The sequence below is a fragment of the Lactobacillus helveticus genome (assembly GCF_046109915.1).
Classification (GTDB): domain Bacteria; phylum Bacillota; class Bacilli; order Lactobacillales; family Lactobacillaceae; genus Lactobacillus; species Lactobacillus helveticus.
In genome coordinates this window covers 1,803,014-1,823,916 of record NZ_CP151471.1, presented here as the reverse complement: position 1 = coordinate 1,823,916, position 20,903 = coordinate 1,803,014, and the positions used below count along the sequence as shown (strand labels likewise).

Genomic DNA, 20,903 nt, shown 5'->3' with positions numbered 1-20,903 from the left:
CTAAATTATAGTAATTTGCCTTGTGAAATTAAATTAGCAACTTCAGGTTGAACATGTTGGTATTTTTTAACAGTATTTTCGTAATCAACAAAGAACAACTTGTACCAAACAAGGAAGGTGTAGATAGCCCAGATTTGTCTTCTGTGTGAGCCGTCACCTTCGTAGTTGTCATCAAGCAACTTAATAATCTTCTTTTGGTCAAAGATATCATTAACGAATTCTTCTTCAAACAAACTACGAACTTGCTTGTAGAAACGTGGTTCCTTAAGCCATTGCTTGATTGGTGTTGGGAATCCAAGCTTTGGACGCTTAGCCCATTCATCTGGCAAGACTTTTTCTGAAGCTTTACGCAAAGCATACTTAGTATCATGACGGTTAACTAAGTACTTAGTTGGAATAGAGTTAGCAAGTTCTGCAATCTTCTTATCAAGATATGGCACACGAACTTCAAGTGAGTGAGCCATTGAAATCTTATCAGCCTTTTGTTCGATATCATTAAGCATAAAGTGGTGCAAATCAATGTATTGCATTTGCTTAACGTTATCGATGTTCTTAACCTTCTTGAAGTCCTTTTGGTAAATGCCATTAACAGTCAATTTATTGCGGTAAGTTGGCTGCAAAATACTATTAGCATCCTTAGAAGTAAAGATAGTTGGGTAATCCATGTCATAGATGACTGATTGACCTACATAAAATTCACTTGGTTCAGCCAAATTAGTATACATGTGAACCTTACCTGGGAAGTTAGGCATCTTCTTAATCTTATGAGCTAACTTCACTTGCTTCTTCTTAGGCAATTTCTTTAACTCACTAGTAAAGACCTTAATGATGTCATTGTGAGTGTGCATCCCGTAGTTTACGTAACCAGCAAACAATTCATCGGCACCTTCACCAGAAAGAGCAACAGTAACATGCTTACGAGCTAACTTACACAAGTACCAGAGAGGAATGATTGATGGGTTGGCATCAGGTTCATCCATGTGGTATTGCATTTCTGGGAAGTCACGCATAGCTTCATCAGCGTCTACCTTGTCACTAAAGAAAGTCCAGTGATTGATATCAGCTAAGGCCTTAGCCTTTGAAGCTTCATCGTAAGTTGAATCATCAAAGCTGACAGAGAAAACATCATCTGGATTAAGCAAAGTAGTCAAGTATGATGAGTCGATACCTTCAGATAAGAATGCACCAACCTTAACATCAGCGTTTCTGTATAAATCAACAGTTTCCTTTAAATCATCGTTGATTCGCTTTAAAGTTTCTTCAAAGCTTAAGCTGTTTTCTTTATATTCGGCATCCCAATATTGATGGGTCTTCATTTCACCATCTTTGTATTCGAACCAGTGCCCAGCTGGAAAACGGTAAACGCCCTTAAAGAAGGTTTCTTCAAGGTCATTATATTGGTTCATTAAGTATGGCTTAACAGCTTCTACGTTTAATTCACGCTTGAACTTTGGAAATTCCAAGAAACTCTTAAGTTCTGAGCCAACTAGCAAGTGGCCATTTTGGTTGCTGTAATACATTGGCTTAATACCAAAGAAGTCACGTGCACCATAAAGGGTCTTGTTGTTGTCATCCCAAATAAGGAAAGCAAACATTCCGCGTACACGCTTAAGAAGGCCATCCATGCCCCATTCTTCATATCCATGAAGAAGAACTTCAGTATCTGCTTTAGTTGAAAAAACGTGTCCAGCTTTAATTAATTCTTCTCTTAATGGCTTAAAGTTGTAAATTTCACCATTAAAGATGATTGCTCTAGTTTTATCTTCATTATAAATTGGTTGACTTCCGCATCGAAGATCGATAATTGATAATCTTCTAAAGCCAAGTGCAACTTCATCATTAGTGTAATAACCGTCGGAACTAGGTCCACGGTGCTTGATCGTCGCCATCATCTTACCAATGACAGCTTGTTTTTCATTTATTTTTGGATCATAAAATGCGACAATTCCGCACATAGTCAAATTCCCCTAAGTTAATCTCTCTAAAATTATATCTAGTTATTTTTTCACGTTAACTTTCTTATTATAAGCTAAAGACTTGTAATAGCCAAATGGCTTTACCATTCTTTAACTAAATAAAGTAAACGCGTCTTCTTGAAGCTGCACCATAACCAAACGATTGAATTCGATGACGCTTCAAATCAATATTTACAATGTATCCCGCAAACTCATTATTATGATCGATTTTACGGTTCAAGTTTTTATTATATTTAGTTGTTAACGAATGATTTGGGCCCATTAAAGCTGAGCAATTGAACAGGATATATTGAATACCGTTAATGCGATATTGATCTTCACGATGACGATGACCACAGAAGTAGGCTATAATGCGAGCATTTTTCACCTTAGTGAAATCAAAGTAATTAGACAAGCGAAATTCTGCTGGTTCACCTTCGCTAGCATGCATGCGTCCTTTTTCGCGTTGATTAAAGGCAACGAGCAATTCATGCAGTGAACGACCATTGTATTTCAATGCATTCGAGCCTTTACGATTAATTGGATTAGCATGACTCATGAAAACAATTTTTTTATTAGAAGACTTGGTGAGAATTTCAATGATTTCTTCAATCTGGTCTTCACGTACTGCTAAAGTAATCTTATTATCGTAACGTTTATGACCTTTATTATCCAAAATATATGGCACATCTGAAGTATTAACGGAAACCACGCGAACATCATCAATATCAAAATAAGCTACGCCATGTTGACGAGAAACATAGTGAATGCCCTTTTGACGATACATATCAGGCCACATAATATTTTCAAACTCATTTTCAGGGAATGAGGCTTTAAGATCATGATGCTCGTCAAACTTATCATTTTCATCATGATTTCCCTTAATATTCAAATACGGAACTTTATCTGATTTAAATGAATCTTTTAATTTAATAAGCTCGCTTTCGCCAATCAAACCAGCATCAGAGCCGTCGATCCAGTCGCCAAGATGTGCTTTCAGATCTAGTAAGCCAAACTTTTCTAAATAAGAAAATTCTTGGACATGCTGCAAACCATTCCAGCCATAGAAATCAACACTATCTTTATCTTTAAAGTGAGTATCAGTAATTACCCCGAGATTGACTGAATTTTTGCCATCACGAATGTGTTTTTTGACCTCACTCACATAATCATCAAGATAATCTTCTACTAAGTAACGACGACCCGTCTTTTTATTATGAAAAGCTCTAAAGCGGCCTAATTCATCGCTGTATTTACGAACATATTCAGGAGCCAGTTCAGTAGTACTCTCTGAACTAAGTGCCTGACGCAATACTCCGTCCTTATCTTGATAAACGGTTAGCACAAATTTTTTACCATCTGGCGTACCATCTTCTGCATCAACATGGTATTCACCAATAGTAGTATATTTTTGCATAGGATCAAGCAGCTCACCATCTTTATTCATGGCTGAACGCTTTCTTGCTCCTATGATCTTATCAACTATTCCTTTTGTATGTTTCAATAGCTTCATTTTTTCGCCCCAAAGACAAAAAAAGCCGACTCTCGCGACCCGACTCAAATAATTTATGCGTTGTGTGCTAAAGCATAAGCAGCAAGTCCTACTGACAAAACAGCGTCTTTAGCCAATACTTCTTGTAAATCCTTGGCAGCAATTGATTGAACTGCGCCAATAACCTTTAAACTGTAAACGATAACTCGATAATCAGTGGCTGGATCATACAAATCATCTTCATATGGATTTTCATGGTTGTAAGTCAAATTGATTTCATCCTTATCAACGTAACCATCAACGTGGTTAGTTAAGATACGATCATGCAAATCAGTCAACTTATCAGCCATTTTGATCAAAGTTAATTTATGATCGCTTTCTGCTTCGTAGTATTCTTCTTCGGTCATATCAAAGTAATCTTTAATAGGATTATTCAAAACGCCTAAGTTATCAATCACTTTATAGACAGCTTCAGCGTCAAAGTCTTGTTTACCATTCAAAATCTTGTCTTGTGATAAGGCTAAATCATCAGCCAACATCATGGTATCTAATTTCTCCATATGAACCTCCTCAAAATTCACCCCTAATTATAGCAAAAAAAGGAATTAAAGCCTGCATTTCAAACTTAAAAATAAAATTTCTCAGAAAAAAATCCACTTTTTTTGCGTAATGAATATTAGAGAGTAAAAATATTATTTTAAAAGGAGAAATTTTTATGAATGAAACTAGGATATTTCGCTGCCCTTGGGGCGATGTAAAAGATGCGACACTGAGAAACTATCATGACCATGAGTGGGGTAAATTAAATTTAGATGATCAATATCTCTATGAGATGTTAGTGCTTGAACTTTTTCAATCTGGACTTAGCTGGGCAACGATTCTGCACAAACGCGAAAATTTCAGAAAAGCTTTTAAAGATTTTGATGCAGAAAAAATGGCGCAAATGACTGATTACGATGTGGGACTACTCATGCAAGACAAGGGTATTATCCGCAACCATATTAAAATCAATGCCGCAATTAAAAATGCCAAGGCAATCCTAGCAGTAAAAAAGAATACGGTAGTTTTGCCAAATACTTGCAAAACTTTATCCCTTCACCCATCGTTCATCATCCCGATACGATTGATGAGGTTCCGACCACAAGCGACATCGCTAAGCAGATTGCCAAGCAAATGAAAAAAGATGGTTTCTTTTTCGTAGGTCCTGTAATCATTTACTCTTACTTGCAAGGAATTGGCCTAATTAATGACCATCTTGAAGATTGCTACTTCAAAAATAATGGATAAAAAAAGAGAAGACGCGCGTCTTCTCTTTTTTAGGAATTAAAAATTAAACTAATTTCTTTCTGATCCAACCAGAAATCCAGTCAATAATGACAACCATAATGATGATTCCTAGCAAAATGATACCTACACGATCCCATTGACGGTATTGCAAAGCAATGATCAGTGGATAACCGATACCACCGGCACCTACCAAACCAAGAATAGATGCGGAACGGATGGAAACATCAAAACGATACAAAGTATTGGAAATAAGTGCTGGCATTAAGTTAGGCATGGTTGAAAACATGATTACGTGGAACTTAGAACCACCAGCAGCTACAACAGCTTCATTTGGCCCATCTTCCAAGTTTTCAATTGCTTCTGAGAATAATTTAGCAAGCATCCCAACTGAGTGAAAACCCAATGCCAATACACCGGCTGCAGAACCAGGTCCTACGGCTTTAATGAACATCAATGCCAAAACAATTTCTGGGAAAGATCTAATAATTGCTAAGACAATCTTACCAGTTCTAGAAGTATACCAATGTTTGTGCTTGGTATGAGCTGCCCAGAAAGCAAATGGCAATGAAATAATAGCAGAAATAAATGTACCTAAGAAAGCAATACAAATAGTTTGCCATAATTGTGAAATCAGGTCTTCACCAGAACCGTTGTAAACGTATTTCCAATCAGGATGGAAAATACCAGCAAAAATAGCTCCGGCAATTTGACCAGCGGTTGCTTTAATACCACTAAAATCAATATCAGTAAATGACCAAACAATTAAAGCGATAGTTAAAATTGCAATTAACCAATGAATTATTTGCTTTTTACGGTCAACGGGTTTAGCGGGTAATTTTTTCATAGTAGTATCCATTATTTCATTAACGCCTCCCGTGACTTAGATGAAACGTAGTCAATTAAAACAACCACTACGATAATAACAATGATGATGGTACCAGTTTGAGCATAATTGAAGACCTGCAAAGTTTGTTGCAAGTTAAGACCAATACCACCGGCACCAATATACCCTAAGACAGTTGATGCTCTGACATTAATTTCAAATGCATATAAAACATAAGAAATAAAGTAAGTCATAATTTGTGGCATAACTGCATGATGGATAATTTGCAATTTATTGGCACCAACAGCAGTCAAAGCTTCAATTGGACCTGGATCAATAGTTTCAATCGCTTCATAAAAAAGCTTAACTACGACACCGAATGTAAATACGGCCAAGGCCATAACACCGGGAACTGGACCAATACCTACGATGGCTACGAAGACTGCACCCAAAAGCAAATCTGGAATAGTTCTGATGATGTTCATAATAAAACGAAGCACACCAGTAACTGCCTTATTTTTAACGATGTTGCGGGCAATCAATAATGAATAAATAAATGCAACTACAGAACCGATTACAGTACCTAAAACAGCCATCTTGATAGTTTCAATCAATTTAGGCCAAATGACACTTAAATAGCTCCAATCGGGATGTGACATTTGTACAAAAATATCCGCAAATTGATCCCAGTTTTCGAACAATACGCTAATGTGAGTATTGGTTACATTAATTGAAATAAATAGCCCTGCAATCATGATAATTGCCCAAACCAGGTTCATCACCTTAAATTTGCGCTTAGGCAATTTCATCAAGTTTTGTTTTTCAGACATTCTTTTGCCTCCTTGTTGCCGTCTCCGCCGTTGTAAATATCAGTGAAGACTGATTCAGGAGTATCCTCCATCTTGCCATCATAAACTACTTGTCCTGCACGAATACCAATTATACGTTGACCAAACTTGCGTGCCAATTCAACACTGTGCAAGTTAGCCAATACTGTCATGCCATATTTTTCATTAAGCATCTTCAAGTCATCCATAACCTTAATTGAAGTTTGTGGATCAAGTGAAGCAGTTGGTTCATCGGCTAAAATAATTTTTGGATCTTGCATCAATACACGAGCAATGGCCACACGTTGTTGTTGACCACCTGATAATTCATCGGCACGTGCATATACTTTGTCAGCCAAATCAACTTTTTGCAAAGCTTCATAAGCCCTTTGCTTGTCTTCTTTAGAAAACAAATTAAATGTAGTTTTCCAAGTTGGGTAATAAGCAACGCGTCCTACTAAGACATTGCGCAAAACGCTTGAACGCTTAACCAAGTTAAAGTTTTGGAAAATCATACCGATATCACGGCGTAAGTTGCGCAAATTCTTCCCCTTATCCTTAGTGATAGACTTGCCGTCAATTAAAATATCGCCTGAAGTAATATTGTGCAGACGGTTTATTGAACGAAGCAAAGTTGATTTACCTGCACCAGACAAACCAACAACTACTACGAATTCGCCTTTATTAATTGTTAACTTAATGTCCTTTAAGCCGACAGTACCGTTGTCATAAACTTTAGAAACATCTTTTAATTGGATCATTGGCTTATCTGCCATTTAACTCTTAACTCCCTTAAATTGATTTACTATTTTTGAGATGATTCAACCATCTTGTCGTATTTACGTACAATGTTGAAGTCACTATCTTTAGCGTAATCGTAACCTTCGTGGCTATATACGCTTTCAATAACTTTTTTACCTTCCTTTGACTTACCTACAGCAATAAATGCCTTAGCAAGCTTCTTACGGAATGACTTAGACATGCTTGGAATTACTGAGATAGTGTCGTTTGGAATTGGCTTAGTGAAGTAAATTGGAACAACTTGACTCATAATCTTAGGGTTGTCCTTTAAAACAGTGTTACGTGCATCTTCAAATACGAATGCTGCATCAGTATCACCGTTTAATACGTTCAATACTGCTTGGTCGTGACCAGTTACAGTAACCAACTTAGAATCCTTAGTTACGTCTAAGCCCTTTTCCTTAAGTTCAGCAACTGGGAATACGTAACCAGCTGATGAAGTTGGGTTTTGAACTGAGATTGACTTACCCTTCAAGTCTTTCCATGACTTAATCTTTGAACCCTTCTTAACAAGGATTTCAGCACGGTAGTTCTTAACTAAATCCTTAGTTGCTTTACCACCTGGTTGCTTAACACCGTAACGTTCAGCTTGCAAAAGCAAATCAGCAGCACCTTGCTTGTGAGCTAAAACGTAACCATCTGGTGGAAGGAAACCTACATCAACTTTCTTTGACTTCATTGCTTCTACAACAGTGTTGTAGTCAGTTGACATAGAAACATGAACAGGAATACCTAATCTCTTTGAAAGCATCTTTTCAAGAGGCTTAGCACGAGCTTGCAACTTAGTTGCAGCTTGACTTGGCACAAATTGAATAGTTAATGACTTTGGAGTGTAGTTTTCTTTATCAGATGAACTACTACTCTTGCTTGAACATGCAGTTGCAACCACTGCAACAAGTAATGCAACTACTGCTACAAAGATTTTTCTAAATCTTTTCATATTGTCCTCCATGAACAAAATAGTGATAAAACAATCAACGCTATAAAAAAAGACTTAATTACGGGTCGACAAAAATGATCAATAATTAAGCCTTATTAATAGCACATATATTAGTAAAACGAACAGAAAAAACGTCTCCAAAAGCGGATGACTTGCCGGTAACAATAAATTTATCCACACCCATAAGCAAAACTCATCCACTCCCTTCAGCAACTCTACGTTCATTTGTTAAAATAATACCAAAAATATTCGGGTTCTATCAAGCCTTTTAGTAAAGTTTTTTATAAAAATAGCTAGATGAATTTATACTCATCTAGCTATTACCACTATTTAATTAGTTCTTCTTCATTGTTGGTTTAACCGGGTTATTAGCCATATCAGTCTTAACAATCAAAACATCAGCTAAGGCGTGTTGGTTAACGTATTCAGTAACTGAACCCATTAACATTCTTTCAACCGCATTAAGACCTGTTGCACCCATAACAATCAAGTCACTGTGGTGGTCTTTGATGAAGTCATAAGAAATGATGCGCTTAGGACTACCATAACGAATGTGGTAATCTACATCATCAAAGTTAAAGTTATCATGAGCCCATTTCTTTAAACTCTTCAAATATTCTTCAGAGTCTTGAGTCATTTGGTAAATAGTATCGCCAGAAATCAAAGTGTCTTGCATTTCACCCATAAATTGACGAGTATCGATAACGTTCAATACATCAACGTGAGCACCATCACACAAACCAACTCGAACAGCTTTATCAAAAGCTCTTTCTGCTGATTCCGAACCATCAACTGGAACTAAAATACTTTCTTTATCTTTTGCCACTTCTATTCATCTCCTATCCGATTGTTTTATTCTTAATGTCTATTTTAACATAATTTTGTAAGCTATTACTTTTCTAAATAATTGTTTAGGTTCATATTTGTTGCTAAAATAATATGCATGACAAGATTTAATTACAGAAAGGTGTATTTTTTTGACCAAAAAATTAACTAATCAATTAATCGGCGTAACCAGTGGCCGCAACTTCCGTGAACTTGGAGGTTATGAAACTTTATCTGGCAAGAAAATCAAGATGCATAAATTGCTTAGAACCGGTAATTTGGCTGATCTATCACCATTTGACAAGCAATTTTTAACTGATTATGGCGTAAAATACGACGTTGACTTCAGAAGTAAAGAAGAAGTAGATAATCAACCTGACCGTGTTCCAGATGGTGTGGAATATATTTACGATCCTGTCTTTAGCGAAGACTTAACCAATTCATCCAAGAGTCTAAATGATTTGAATAAACAAGCCGCTAATGATGCCGACTTCGGCTTTGATCACATGCATTATGCTTACGAAGACATGATCGAAAGCGAATCTGCTCAAAACGCTTATCGCAAGCTCTTTGAAGTATTGCTTAAAAACGATGGCGAAAACAAAAGCGTCATTTTCCACTGTACTGCAGGCAAAGATAGAACCGGCTTTGGTGCAATGCTAGTCTTAAGTGCTTTAGGCGTGCCGTTCAGCACTATCAAAAAAGACTACCTTTTAACTAACATCACTACTAAGGACTTCGTTGACAGCATGGTTGAACACGCTCGTCAAAACGGTCGCAACGAAAACGTTCTTCAATCAATTCGAGATATTCAAAGCGTTCGTCCAGAATATCTTGATCATGCAATTAAGGTATTGAATGACGAATACGGCGGCATCAATAACTACTTACGTGACGTGATGAAGCTCTCTAGCGCAGACATTATGAAATTGCGTGAAATTTATCTTGAAGACTAAAAAAAGAAGGCTAGAAATTCTAGTCTTCTTTTTTCATGAATTTTTGTTTAAAAAATGCATAGATAGCTTGCAGATCGGTAAAATTAAATACCTCTCGCAATTCATTAGCTGGAGTATCGGCCAAAAAATCCATCACGCTAGCTAACAACTTAGCCTGCCCATCAGGATCATTATCTAAAAGCATGAACAAAAACTTCACTTCTAATGTTTGCTTAGGCTTAATCATATTATGAAAAAGAACCGGATTTTTAAGAGCAACAGGCACAATTAAACGAGTATTAACAAACTCGCCTTCTGTGTGCGGAACTGCAATATTAGGAATGTTTTGACCTAGTGTCTTCGTATCCAAGCCTGTAGGAAAATTATGTTCACGCTCAACAATATGTGATAAGAAATTACCTTTTACATAGCCTCGTTCAAGTAGCTTGTCATAAACTTCTTTTAAAACCAAATCTTGCTTAATTTGATCTGTTACAAAAACTGCATCTGGGGCAAAAAAATTTTTAGTATTAGTCATTGAATTTTACCTTCCATTATGGAATTACTATTTTTAGCGTAAGTTAACAAGACGTTTTTTTCAATCGAAAAGATGTTAAAGTTAATTCGTCAGCAATTTTTATGGGGAGAAAATTATGAACAAGAAAAAGACTTTATATTTTGGTGCCGGTTGGTTTAATGAAAAGCAAAACAAAGCTTACAAAGAAGCAATGGCAGCTTTAAAAGAAAATCCAACAGTTGATTTAGAAAATAGTTATGTGCCCCTTGAAAACCAATACAAGGGTATTCGCATTGATGAACATCCAGAATACTTGCACGACATTGAATGGGCTTCTGCAACCTACCACAATGATTTAGTAGGAATTAAGACTTCTGATGTCATGCTTGGCGTATATTTGCCAGAAGAAGAAGACGTCGGCTTAGGCATGGAACTGGGCTACGCATTATCTCAAGGAAAATATATTTTATTGGTTATCCCAGATGAAGATTACGGCAAGCCAATCAACTTAATGAGCTGGGGCGTTTGTGACAATGCCATCAAAATCAGTGAATTAAAAGACTTCGACTTTAACAAGCCTCGCTACAACTTCTACGACGGAGCTGTATATTAAAAAATAAGCAAACTAAATGACCTATCGCTTAAAAATTGCGATAGGTCATTTTTTAATATTATCTGTCATGTATAAAATCTTTCTTAATAAATATACTCCAAGTGATTTTCCAAAAAAATTATTATTCTATACCCACTTCATATGGAAGTCCGAGTCACTTATGTAAATCATATATCACTTGGTATATTATCTTACTACTAAGTTGTTACTTAGCTTTCAATGCCCATTGGTATCACAAGCCTTTCTTTATATCTGACTAACTACACTAACTATGTCATTGGCCTCACCTTTTCTTTTTTAATATTATTTCTTAATTTCTTTACACTCATAATATAGCACATTTCTCCCAAAAGTAAAAGCGCTTACATTCAAATAAAAGATTAATTTTTCTTTGACTACTATCCTTTTAGCATAATTGCACAAAAAGTTAAGATTTTTTCGCTATAATATATGGTAACAAGTTTTATTAGGAAGAAAGCAATATGACACAAAATCAAATAGAAAGACATCAATTAGGTCAACTCATCGGTGCGAATAAACGTGATCATTACTATGAACTTCACTATTCTACCGGAGAAGTTGCTCGTCTTTATATTTTAGCTGACGGAATATTCCGCTATTTCCTTGACCCAGCTAAGGAATTCGACGAAAATCATTCTTCTTTCGTTGACCTGTCTCAATTTAATAATAGTTACTTTGAAAAATCTAAAGCAAAGGCTACTAGCGATTCTTTAATCATTCAAACCAGCAACTATCAATTAATTTTTCAACAAAAGCCTGCAGTCATGACTATTTTTGACGAGACTTTGCATCGTAGTCGTTTGTCTCAGCTTAGTCCAATTGAACTAAGCAGCAATCAAACTACCGAAATTTTAAAACAACACAAAAATGAATTTTATTTCGGTGGCGGGATGCAAAATGGCTACTTTAGTCATAAAGGCAAAATTATTCAAATTGAACGCGACCATATTACAGGCAAAGGCGGAGTATTAACTCAAGTACCATTTTTCTGGGCTAACTCTGGCTTTGGTGAATTAAGAAATACTGACACCACTGGGAGCTATGATTTTGGCAAAACCAATCAAGATGCCGCAATCTTAACTCACAATAGCAAGTTGTTCGATACATTTTACCTATTAGGCAATTCACCTAAGGATATTTTGGCTAAGTATTATCTTCTAACAGGTAAACCATTGATGCCGCCTAAATACGCTTTAGGTTTGGGCCATGTCGGCAACTTCTTAACTACAATGTGGCAGCCAGGAGAAGCTAAAGAACGTAATGCAACCATGTTCGAAGATGGCAACTATTACACTAGGACTACTAATCCTGAAGATGCCAACGGCAAGGCTTCATTAAATGGTGAAGAAGAATACCAATTCTCCGCTCGTGCGATGGTCGATCGTTATCAAAAAGAGCATTTCAAGCTAAGCTGGATCGTTCCTAACTACCAGGTACAAGATTTCAATGCGGAAGCAATGACTAGCTTCAGTGATTACGCTGCAAGTAAAGACGTTAATGCTGGTCTTTGGAGTGAGAACCAAACACCAAAGACAACCCCAGATACCACTTTTATTCAAACCAATACTAGTGATCCTAAGATTTTGAAAAACGATGCCTTGATTTTACGTGATAATCTAAAACTTAAAAGACCGCTCATCTTTTCAAATACTGGAATTGCTGGCAGCCAAAGTAGAACGATGCTCGCTTTCGGCGATATTGGCGGCAATTGGGAAAATATTCCAACTCAAGTTGCTGGCTTTTTAGGTGCTAGTCTATCTGGTCAACCTTTAATCGGTAGTGCTGTAGATGGAACCGCTGGTGGTGGCAATGCTCAAATCAGCATTCGTGACTTTGAATGGAAAACCTTCACTCCACTGCTCTTCAATCTTGATGATCAAGGTAAATTTAGCAAGACGCCATTTGCTTATAACAACAAGATGACGCAAATCAATCGTGCATACCTGCAATTACGTGAACAATTGCAAACTTATATGTACACGCTGATCTACCGTGCTCAAGTCGGTGAACCAATCATGCGGCCATTATTCCTAGAATTTCCACATGAACAAGTCAACTACACCCCACAAGTTAGCCATGAATTTATGCTTGGGCCTAACTTGCTCATTTCACCAATTGTTAATGGTCGAGAAGACGGCAATGGCAATTCTAGAAAAGATAATCTTTATTTGCCAAATCACCGTACAATGTGGGTTGATTTATTCGATGGCAAGAAATACTTAGGTGGTCGAGTTTACAATAAGTTGTCATACCCATCTTGGCACTTGCCAGTCTTTGTTCGCGGCGGCTCTATTTTCGACTTGGGTGAACGCAACTATGTCCTTTACCCACAAGGCCGCAGCAAGATGGTTACCTATGACGATAATGGCTATAACGATTATTCAAGAAACCATGTTGCTACACAAATTACTAGTGAACTTGAGGCAAGCAAACTTAAGATTACGATTGATCCAACTCAAGGCGATTTCAATACCTTCCAAACAGAGAGCACCACTAACTTGAATATTATGTGTGATGGCTATCCTGATGGCTTGACTGTTAAGATTAATGATCAGATCATTGACATGCAGGAATATGGTACAGTTGATACCTTCGCACATGCTAAGGAAGGATTCTTCTTCAATACAAATTACAGCTGGATGCCTGAATTTGATCAATATCAAGAAAAGAAGCAAACTGCTTTGCAAATTAAGTTAGCTAAACGTGACATTACCGATTCTAAAATTGAAATTGTTATCCGCAACTTTAAGTACGGTAATGAAACCTTAGTACACGCAATTACTGATTCATTATTGCGCTCACCTAAGCAGCCAACAGTTGATCCAGAAAAGATCAGCTCACATTCATTAACAGTAGTTTGGCCACAATTAACTGATCAAGTTCAAATTGAAGTTAACGGCATTTGGCATGATGGTATCGATGGCAGCTCATTCACATTCCACGGATTAGCACCTAATACTCGCTATAGCATGCGTTTGCGTTATGTTGCCAAAAACAAGGTCTCTGAATGGTCAGATCCATTTGGTGCAATTACTAAACCAGATCCAATGAACTTCGCCATCAGAGATATTCACACTACTAGCAATATGACTAGTCAAAAAGATCATCCTTTGAAGTATTTGACTGATCTTAAACTAGCTAGTGAATGGGAAACTGTTAATGGCGTCAGTGAAGATCAACCACTTGAATTAACCTTCAAGTTTAATCAATTGGAACACTTAAGCAGAATGATTTGGGTACCAAGAAAGATTGACCATCAAGGTGATCCTGTTGAAGTCAGCGTCGAAACTTCTGTTGATGGCACTAACTTTAAGCCATACGGCGAACGACTTACTTGGAAGTCTGATAGCAAGAATAAGGTCGTTGGTTTGAGAGGCGTCGAAGCTAAGGCAATGAGAATCAGGGTTTACAAATCATCTGGTCCGATTGTTGCTGCTGAAGAAGTTATCTTCTATAAAGAAAAAAAGAATAATGATTAAGCAAAAAAGAGTTCTCATGATGAGAACTCTTTTTTACTGCTTCATTTTATGTTTTTTAACCAATGATGATATCCAACCACTAAAGTAAAACAACGTAATTAACACAAATTGCGCATCGATTGAATATGCAAATAATTTAAAATTCAAGATCAAAGTAATAATCAGCCACACGCAATACAATGCTTCAAATGGCATAATCAAACGATCGATTTTACGATTCTTCAAAATAACATGATAGATATCATGCATAGTTTCAACAGCCTTAATTTCATTTATTAAGTACCAATTCTAGCACAAACTAAAGCCGATGACGCAATGCTCTTTTACTCACCCCATTCGCTTCTCAGCCATTCCATCGCCAAGTTAAACCAATGAGCCGCATGTGGATTTTCCTGCCATTCACGTCCCTTAGATTTCACATTATGACGTGCTAAAGAAAAGCCATGATAGCCATGATTGAATAAGTGTGCTTCAGTTTTTACATTATTCTTATTCAAAGCACCAATGTATTCAATTGAATTGCCAATCAAGACAATTGGATCATCCCAAGCCTGAAAAATAAATGTATCCGGTGTTTCACGTGTAACACCTAATGCACTATCTAATAATTCCGGTTCTACTGGCATCTTATCCTTTTGATCATCTGGAATTGGAAAACCAATTTTCTTAATATCGATCAATGGATAACCTAGAATCGTCTTATTAGGCAATACATCATCTTTATTAAAACCATATTTACTCTGATAATCACTGCTCAAAGCCATGTTATTAGCCGAACTAACTACGTGACCACCAGCGGAAAAGCCAATCGTCAAAATGCGATTAGGATCCAAATGATACTCATCTGCATGATCTCTAAAATATTTAACCGTAGTAAGTACATCAAGACCAGCATCCGGATAGATCTTGCCTGGATCTTGAACTAAGTTATATTCCATAACCACACTATTAAAGCCTTGATTATTAAAAGCGAGTGCTACTGGTTCGCCTTCTCTTTTAGACAAATGATTAAAACTACCACCTGGAACCACAATTGCTAAAGGGCGTTTTTGTTCCACTAATTCTGGATTTTGATCCAGCACATAAGTATGGATCTTAAATTCACGCTTATTAAAATTAGTTATGGTCAGATTTTCTACTTTCATTTTTTAGTCCCTTCTTACTCATCCCTCTAGACAACATAAAGGATGACAGAGGCACTGTTAAAATAACCCCTATTAAAGAATACATGATAATTAAGGCTTCATTAACAAAAAGTTTTTCATTAAGGACTTCACCGATCGTATAGTGCAAACGGAAATACCATAAAAACAGAGCTAAAAAGCTACCAAACATTCCGAATAGAATTGTGTTCATCGCAGTACCTAACACGTCAGTACCAATAGCGTTACCACTGCTCATTAATTCTTCTTCACTGATATTTGGATTATGCTTTTTAATTTCTAATAAGCCTGAACTCATTGCAACCGCTGCTTCCGCAATTGCACCCAACGTTGAGAAAATTGCGACTGCAACTGCAATCATTGGGTAATCTAGTCCTGGCATCTGAGAAAGACCAACTAATAATTCTCCAGCTTCTGGGCCAAGGCCTGCAGCTTGAGCAAAATATTGGCATCCCCAAATAAATGCACTCACAATCAAACAAATCAAGAAGGCAGAATAAAACGAGTTTTTGGCAACTGTATAATCATGCGTACCTAAGAAAATAATCGTGACTAGCTTTAATGGAATAAAAATCAAAATTAAAATTGCAATATTAATTCCCCAAGAAATTAGCATCGCTACCAAAATTAACAATATGGTATTAATCAAGACACTAAAGAAACTACGAATTCCTGTTTCTCCGCCAACAATTGTCATTAAAATAGCCAAAACAACAATTAATGCCATTAACGTACTCATTTATTCTCACCTTCTTTTCTAAATAAACTCTTCCAGTCTTTATCTTTAACAAAAAGCAAACTACAGCCTGTCGCAAAGACGACTGTTAATACAATTCCGATCGCCGAAATTACACTTTGCGTTGCTCCAAGCGATAAGGTGAAGCCAAATGCTGAGCCCAATGTATTATTATCTCGCAAATACAAAATTGTTTCAGGCAATGCGCCTGCAATAAAAATTAAAACTAACACATTAATCAATGGTCCCATGATTTCTTGTCCCATGGTTCGACCACTGTGTACTAATTGACGAATAGTAATATCTTTCTTAGTTTGAATCAATTCATATAAACTAGAAATAATATCGGTTGCCTCATCCATAACGGCTCCCAGTATTCCGATTAATGTTTGAGCTAGGAACAAGCCACGTGGATCTTGCGTTGCATAGTCTCCTGTTTCATATTTCATTTCTGATTCGCCGGTCACATGCATAATTACGTAGCATAAAGCAAAGGAAACAAAAATACCTAAAACTGTAGCTAACCAAGTTGCCAGCATTTTTTTATTAAAGCCTTGAACAATCAATAAACTGAAGAAGGATAAAACAATATCAGCTAAACCGAAGAGCAAAATAATGTGTGCCCCATTTAGGTGAACATCCCAAACAATGACTAAATAAAACAGTGCCCAACTGATTGCCATAGAGACTACTAACGCAATCGTATGCATCCCCGATACGGCGATCATTAACGCTACCGTAATCGTAACTACCATCACTAATACCCAATCACGTTTAGGGTTAACAATAGCCGGATCGCCTTTTTTAATATTGACAAAAATACGTTGACCAGCACGATATTTCTGCGTTGTTAACTGTGAAGAATAATATATATTATTAGTTGTATATTTTTCACCCTTATGTTTACCAGATAATACTTTTAAATGTAGAATCTGTTCTCTCGTTTGATCCTGATTCTTATAAACATCCTCATTCTTTTCAATCAAAGTATCTTTAATCTGACTGTCCGTAATAAGTGCAACCTCATCTTTTTGATAAATATCAGTTGCAAAATACGTTAACACTGTCACAATAGCGCCAACGATTGCAGCAATAACTGCCGCTGTGTAGCGCTTTTTCCATTTAAAATTCAACGGTAACAACTCCCTATTTCTTTTTCACAGTTATTACTGTAAAACAAAAGGCAGCCCTATGTTAGGCTACCTTTTAATTCTTTACTTTTTTGCTTAAATCTTTCTTAAAACTTAAAGATTTTTTGCCACCAATGTTCCTTAGTTTCTGGAAGCTGCATATCCTCTAAGGTACGATGAACATTTGCAGTTGCCCGTTTTTTAGCATTTTCTTTTGCTTTAGAAATAATTTCGTCATGCATCTCTTCTTGACTCTTATGCATGTCTTCTTTTACTTCTTCGCGTTTTTCTGCAGCATCTTTTGGTTTTTCATCGTCATCAGCAACAACGCCAGAAATATCAGGTAAAGCAGCGATTTTATCGCTATTATCTTTTGGTGCAGCAAGTTGCTTTTGTGCTTCAATCAAATCTTCATTCTGCTTTTGAATGACATTCAATTGTTTTTGCAAAGAACTGATCGCTTCATTTTGATTTGAAATAGTCTTTTGCAAGGTATTCAAAAGCTTAACTACTTGTTGCGTATCCATCACATCATTAGCAGTATAGTGCACAGGTTCCTTGACCTTAGGTTCTTCGCCCTTTTCACTAACAGCATAAATTTGACGAGCCGCCTCTTGCAAAGTCAAGCCACTATTCTTAGACAAGTGATGGAAAGCCTTCAAATCGTCAATATCCTTTTGATGATATAAACGTGCCTTCTGCTTAGTCCGGGCAAAATAGTTTGAATTGCCCGTTACTTTTTCCACGATTAAAGAATATTTTCTTAATGTGGCAACACTTATTCCTAATTCTTTTGCAGCTGCCTTAGGTGCAGCGAGTTCTTCAAAATCATGCTTATTAGTAGTCATTAAAATCTACCTCTATAAAATTCGGTATTAATCGTGCTTATGAAGCAAAGTCTTCTTATGGTCAAAACGTTCCATTCCTACTTCAATCAAACGAGTAATTAACTCAGTGTAAGGAACACCTGCTTCTTCAAACAACTTAGGATACATACTGATATTAGTAAAGCCTGGAAGAGCATTAACTTCAGTCAATACTACTTTACCACCTGGAGTAAGCATAGAGTCAATTCTAGCCATACCACTACATTCGGTAACTTCATAAACTTTACGAGCATTTCTTCTTACGGTGTCAATAATTTCTTGTGGCAAATCTGCAGGGATTTGTAACTTAGAAGTTGAATTGTCATCGTATTTGTTCTTATAGCTGTAGAATGAGCCTTTTGCATTGGTGATTTGTCCCACACCTGCTACAATTGGCTTGTCGTTACCAAGTACGGCAGTTTCTACTTCAGTACCAGGAACAGTTTTTTCAACTAATACCTTGTCATCGTACTTAAATGCTTCTTTTAATGCTGCTGCATATTCATCAGCGTTAGTTACATGGCTAACACCAACTGATGAACCTTGGTTAGATGGCTTAACAAACATGTCACGGCCAAGTTTTTCAGCAACTTTTTCATAATCAAGTTTATCATTATTTTTGTCATCGTATTCAAAACGTTTAATTGCGATCCAGTCAGCAACAGGAACGCCAACTCTTTGAGCTAAAATCTTGGTAAATTCTTTGTCCATGGTTACGGCAGCAGCCAAGATGTCATCACCAACGAATGGCTTATTCATCAAACGGAATAAACCTTGTAAAACGCCGTCTTCACCCAAGTTACCGTGAACAATAGGGAAAAAGACATCAATTTCTGGTAAGTTTTCTAATTCAATTAAATTAGAAATATTGTGAACCTTGTGTGGGTTCTTTACTTGGTATGAAGGATCTTCTAAAACCTTGAAACTTTCTTCTTCATTTGCAAAGTAGCCTTCATTAGTAATCCAAATTGGGTGTACATCAAATTTTTCTTTATCGATTGCTTTATAAATATTACGACCTGAAACAATTGATACTTCATATTCTGATGAGTTACCACCAAAAATCAATCCAACTTGTGTTTTTTTAGTCATTGTTTTATACCTCTTTTAAATGTTACCAAACATTTATTATACGCAAAGAATACCAGAAAAACTTAAAATTATAGAATATTTTTCACTAAAGCCTTTTCACAATAGTTTATAATTAGTTAAATAGACTAAAAGATCCTAGAAGGGAGTTAAAAATATGCTTCTACGGAAAATCTCTATCACTACAATTGCAGCGATTTTATGTGTGCCATTTATTGGTCAAACTGCAAAGGGTGCAACTTTTACTACTCAAGAGATTAACGAAGTACACAGTTTTCAAAAAGAATACGGCAATCTCAATAAAACCCGCTATAGTATCAAAAACATTTACGCCAAAAAGCCACATTTAAAGAAGAATTTCAATGCAGGAGCTTTAAATCCAAAATATATTCAAACACAAGTCGATTACATTAATTATTATCGTTCTTTGTTCGGTTTACCCAATGTAACTGCAACTACTACTTTTAACAATAATGCTCAAAAAACTGCAGCAGTGATGGCAGCAATTAATGCCAATCCGTTTATTAATCAGCATGGTCTTCCCAGTGAGAAAAGACCTAGTTATATTTCAAAAGGCACTTGGAAACTAGCTAAAGATACTTCTGAAACTTCCAATTTGAATTTCAACGTTTCGCATCAATCAGCTGGTGACGTTATCACGGACCTTGTAACTGACCGCTATAACTTAACCGGATCAGATACAGGACACCGTGCTTGGCTTCTTTCCACTCGGTTGACTACTACTGGAATTGGAGCAGCATACGGCAAAAATGGCTACCGCTATTCTGTTCAAAAAGTACTGAACACCAATGATATGTTTCGAGCAGCTAGCCAACCTGTAGTGGCCTACCCTAGCATGCGTTTATTCCCTGTAGAATTGGCTACTGGGAACAAAACTGTTTGGTCACTTTACTTATCTGACAAAACAGTTAACTCCAAGCCAGAAATATCAATCAAGGATTTAGATACAGGGATCACAACCAGTGCCACTCACGTCAATAATTATAGTTCTAGTGGCTATGGCAATTTCAAAACGATTATTACTTATTCTCCAGCAAATACGCAACTTGTAGCTGGACATGAATACGAAATAAATATTAAGGGCGTTTATAAATATACCTTTAAACTGTTCAAACAAGATGGTACTAACGATACCACCAACTACACTACTGCTCCAGTAGCCAATCAATCTGCTACCACTTTAAGCAATAAAACGGAAGTGCAGTCACCTTTACTAAAGCAAAATAAAATTCTGCGTGCTGTTATTATGCCTAAGGCTGCAATTCTTCCAAACCAATCCAACAATCTGCTTAATACTTTAGCCGAAGATGGATGGAATCAAAATTTTTTTATAAGACAGTACGCATTGAAAAATCTCATCATCACAGAATGAAATGAAAAAAT

The 20,903-nt window shown here is 36.6% G+C and carries 19 protein-coding genes and 1 pseudogene; 5 read left to right on the top strand and 15 right to left on the bottom strand.

Annotation, left to right across the window (positions count from 1 at the left end):
- Positions 1 to 5: 5 nt before the first annotated feature.
- From asnB to AADV52_RS09270, 3 genes are all read right to left on the bottom strand, one after another.
- The gene (gene asnB / locus AADV52_RS09280; RefSeq protein ID WP_014918119.1) at positions 6 to 1,955 is read right to left on the bottom strand and encodes an asparagine synthase (glutamine-hydrolyzing); all 1,950 of its coding nucleotides are present in this window, start codon (positions 1,953 to 1,955) and stop codon (positions 6 to 8) included.
- Between the two features lie 115 nt (positions 1,956 to 2,070).
- Positions 2,071 to 3,468, bottom strand: coding sequence for a metallophosphoesterase family protein (locus AADV52_RS09275; protein ID WP_012211291.1), 1,398 nt, complete (start codon positions 3,466 to 3,468; stop codon positions 2,071 to 2,073).
- Between the two features lie 53 nt (positions 3,469 to 3,521).
- The gene (locus AADV52_RS09270) at positions 3,522 to 4,007 is read right to left on the bottom strand and encodes a hypothetical protein (protein ID WP_014918118.1); all 486 of its coding nucleotides are present in this window, start codon (positions 4,005 to 4,007) and stop codon (positions 3,522 to 3,524) included.
- 155 nt (positions 4,008 to 4,162) lie between these two features.
- Here AADV52_RS09270 and AADV52_RS09265 point away from each other — a divergent pair.
- Positions 4,163 to 4,734: pseudogene (locus AADV52_RS09265) on the top strand (DNA-3-methyladenine glycosylase I).
- 43 nt (positions 4,735 to 4,777) lie between these two features.
- Here AADV52_RS09265 and phnE (AADV52_RS09260) read toward each other — a convergent pair.
- From phnE (AADV52_RS09260) to AADV52_RS09240, 5 genes are all read right to left on the bottom strand, one after another.
- Positions 4,778 to 5,590: a phosphonate ABC transporter, permease protein PhnE gene (gene phnE, locus AADV52_RS09260; protein ID WP_014562890.1), complete on the bottom strand. Its 813-nt coding sequence runs from the start codon at positions 5,588 to 5,590 to the stop codon at positions 4,778 to 4,780.
- Positions 5,590 to 6,387 carry a phosphonate ABC transporter, permease protein PhnE gene (gene phnE / locus AADV52_RS09255; protein ID WP_041808900.1) on the bottom strand — a complete coding sequence of 266 codons (798 nt, stop codon included), beginning with the start codon at positions 6,385 to 6,387 and terminating at the stop codon, positions 5,590 to 5,592. The genes phnE (AADV52_RS09260) and phnE (AADV52_RS09255) overlap by 1 nt, the downstream gene beginning before the upstream one ends.
- Positions 6,366 to 7,160 carry a phosphonate ABC transporter ATP-binding protein gene (gene phnC / locus AADV52_RS09250; protein ID WP_014918116.1) on the bottom strand — a complete coding sequence of 265 codons (795 nt, stop codon included), beginning with the start codon at positions 7,158 to 7,160 and terminating at the stop codon, positions 6,366 to 6,368. Before phnC ends, phnE (AADV52_RS09255) begins: the two co-directional genes overlap by 22 nt.
- Positions 7,161 to 7,189: 29 nt before the next feature.
- On the bottom strand, positions 7,190 to 8,125 hold the full coding sequence (locus AADV52_RS09245; protein WP_014918115.1) for a phosphate/phosphite/phosphonate ABC transporter substrate-binding protein: 936 nt from the start codon (positions 8,123 to 8,125) through the stop codon (positions 7,190 to 7,192).
- Positions 8,126 to 8,459: 334 nt separating this feature from the next.
- Positions 8,460 to 8,951: a universal stress protein gene (locus AADV52_RS09240; RefSeq protein WP_014918114.1), complete on the bottom strand. Its 492-nt coding sequence runs from the start codon at positions 8,949 to 8,951 to the stop codon at positions 8,460 to 8,462.
- Between the two features lie 151 nt (positions 8,952 to 9,102).
- On the opposite strand from AADV52_RS09240, the gene AADV52_RS09235 reads away from it, so the two are divergent.
- Positions 9,103 to 9,906 (top strand): tyrosine-protein phosphatase, encoded by an 804-nt coding sequence (locus AADV52_RS09235; RefSeq protein WP_014562885.1) that lies wholly within the window; start codon positions 9,103 to 9,105, stop codon positions 9,904 to 9,906.
- 19 nt (positions 9,907 to 9,925) lie between these two features.
- Here the strand turns inward: AADV52_RS09235 and AADV52_RS09230 are convergent, their stop codons facing one another.
- Positions 9,926 to 10,423, bottom strand: coding sequence for a PTS sugar transporter subunit IIA (locus AADV52_RS09230; protein ID WP_014918113.1), 498 nt, complete (start codon positions 10,421 to 10,423; stop codon positions 9,926 to 9,928).
- Between the two features lie 115 nt (positions 10,424 to 10,538).
- Between AADV52_RS09230 and AADV52_RS09225 the strand changes: the two genes are divergently transcribed.
- Both AADV52_RS09225 and AADV52_RS09220 read left to right on the top strand, forming a co-directional pair.
- Positions 10,539 to 11,015, top strand: a complete 477-nt coding sequence (locus tag AADV52_RS09225) for a nucleoside 2-deoxyribosyltransferase (RefSeq protein WP_012211284.1) — start codon at positions 10,539 to 10,541, stop codon at positions 11,013 to 11,015.
- 482 nt (positions 11,016 to 11,497) lie between these two features.
- Positions 11,498 to 14,515, top strand: coding sequence for a TIM-barrel domain-containing protein (locus AADV52_RS09220; RefSeq protein ID WP_014918112.1), 3,018 nt, complete (start codon positions 11,498 to 11,500; stop codon positions 14,513 to 14,515).
- A 33-nt stretch (positions 14,516 to 14,548) separates the two neighbouring features.
- Here the strand turns inward: AADV52_RS09220 and AADV52_RS09215 are convergent, their stop codons facing one another.
- From AADV52_RS09215 to AADV52_RS09190, 6 genes are all read right to left on the bottom strand, one after another.
- Positions 14,549 to 14,764 (bottom strand): hypothetical protein, encoded by a 216-nt coding sequence (locus AADV52_RS09215; RefSeq protein WP_014918111.1) that lies wholly within the window; start codon positions 14,762 to 14,764, stop codon positions 14,549 to 14,551.
- Between the two features lie 74 nt (positions 14,765 to 14,838).
- A complete protein-coding gene (locus tag AADV52_RS09210) occupies positions 14,839 to 15,660 on the bottom strand; it encodes an alpha/beta hydrolase (RefSeq protein ID WP_014918110.1) in 822 nt (273 codons plus the stop codon).
- Positions 15,632 to 16,417 (bottom strand): YibE/F family protein, encoded by a 786-nt coding sequence (locus AADV52_RS09205; RefSeq protein ID WP_014918109.1) that lies wholly within the window; start codon positions 16,415 to 16,417, stop codon positions 15,632 to 15,634. The genes AADV52_RS09210 and AADV52_RS09205 overlap by 29 nt, the downstream gene beginning before the upstream one ends.
- Positions 16,414 to 17,547, bottom strand: a complete 1,134-nt coding sequence (locus AADV52_RS09200; RefSeq protein WP_014918108.1) for a YibE/F family protein — start codon at positions 17,545 to 17,547, stop codon at positions 16,414 to 16,416. Before AADV52_RS09200 ends, AADV52_RS09205 begins: the two co-directional genes overlap by 4 nt.
- Before the next feature lie 104 nt (positions 17,548 to 17,651).
- Positions 17,652 to 18,392: a MerR family transcriptional regulator gene (locus AADV52_RS09195; RefSeq protein ID WP_014562878.1), complete on the bottom strand. Its 741-nt coding sequence runs from the start codon at positions 18,390 to 18,392 to the stop codon at positions 17,652 to 17,654.
- A gap of 27 nt (positions 18,393 to 18,419) precedes the next feature.
- Positions 18,420 to 19,502 (bottom strand): D-alanine--D-alanine ligase family protein, encoded by a 1,083-nt coding sequence (locus AADV52_RS09190; protein WP_014918107.1) that lies wholly within the window; start codon positions 19,500 to 19,502, stop codon positions 18,420 to 18,422.
- Between the two features lie 154 nt (positions 19,503 to 19,656).
- Between AADV52_RS09190 and AADV52_RS09185 the strand changes: the two genes are divergently transcribed.
- Positions 19,657 to 20,892 carry a CAP domain-containing protein gene (locus tag AADV52_RS09185; RefSeq protein WP_014918106.1) on the top strand — a complete coding sequence of 412 codons (1,236 nt, stop codon included), beginning with the start codon at positions 19,657 to 19,659 and terminating at the stop codon, positions 20,890 to 20,892.
- Positions 20,893 to 20,903: the final 11 nt, after the last annotated feature.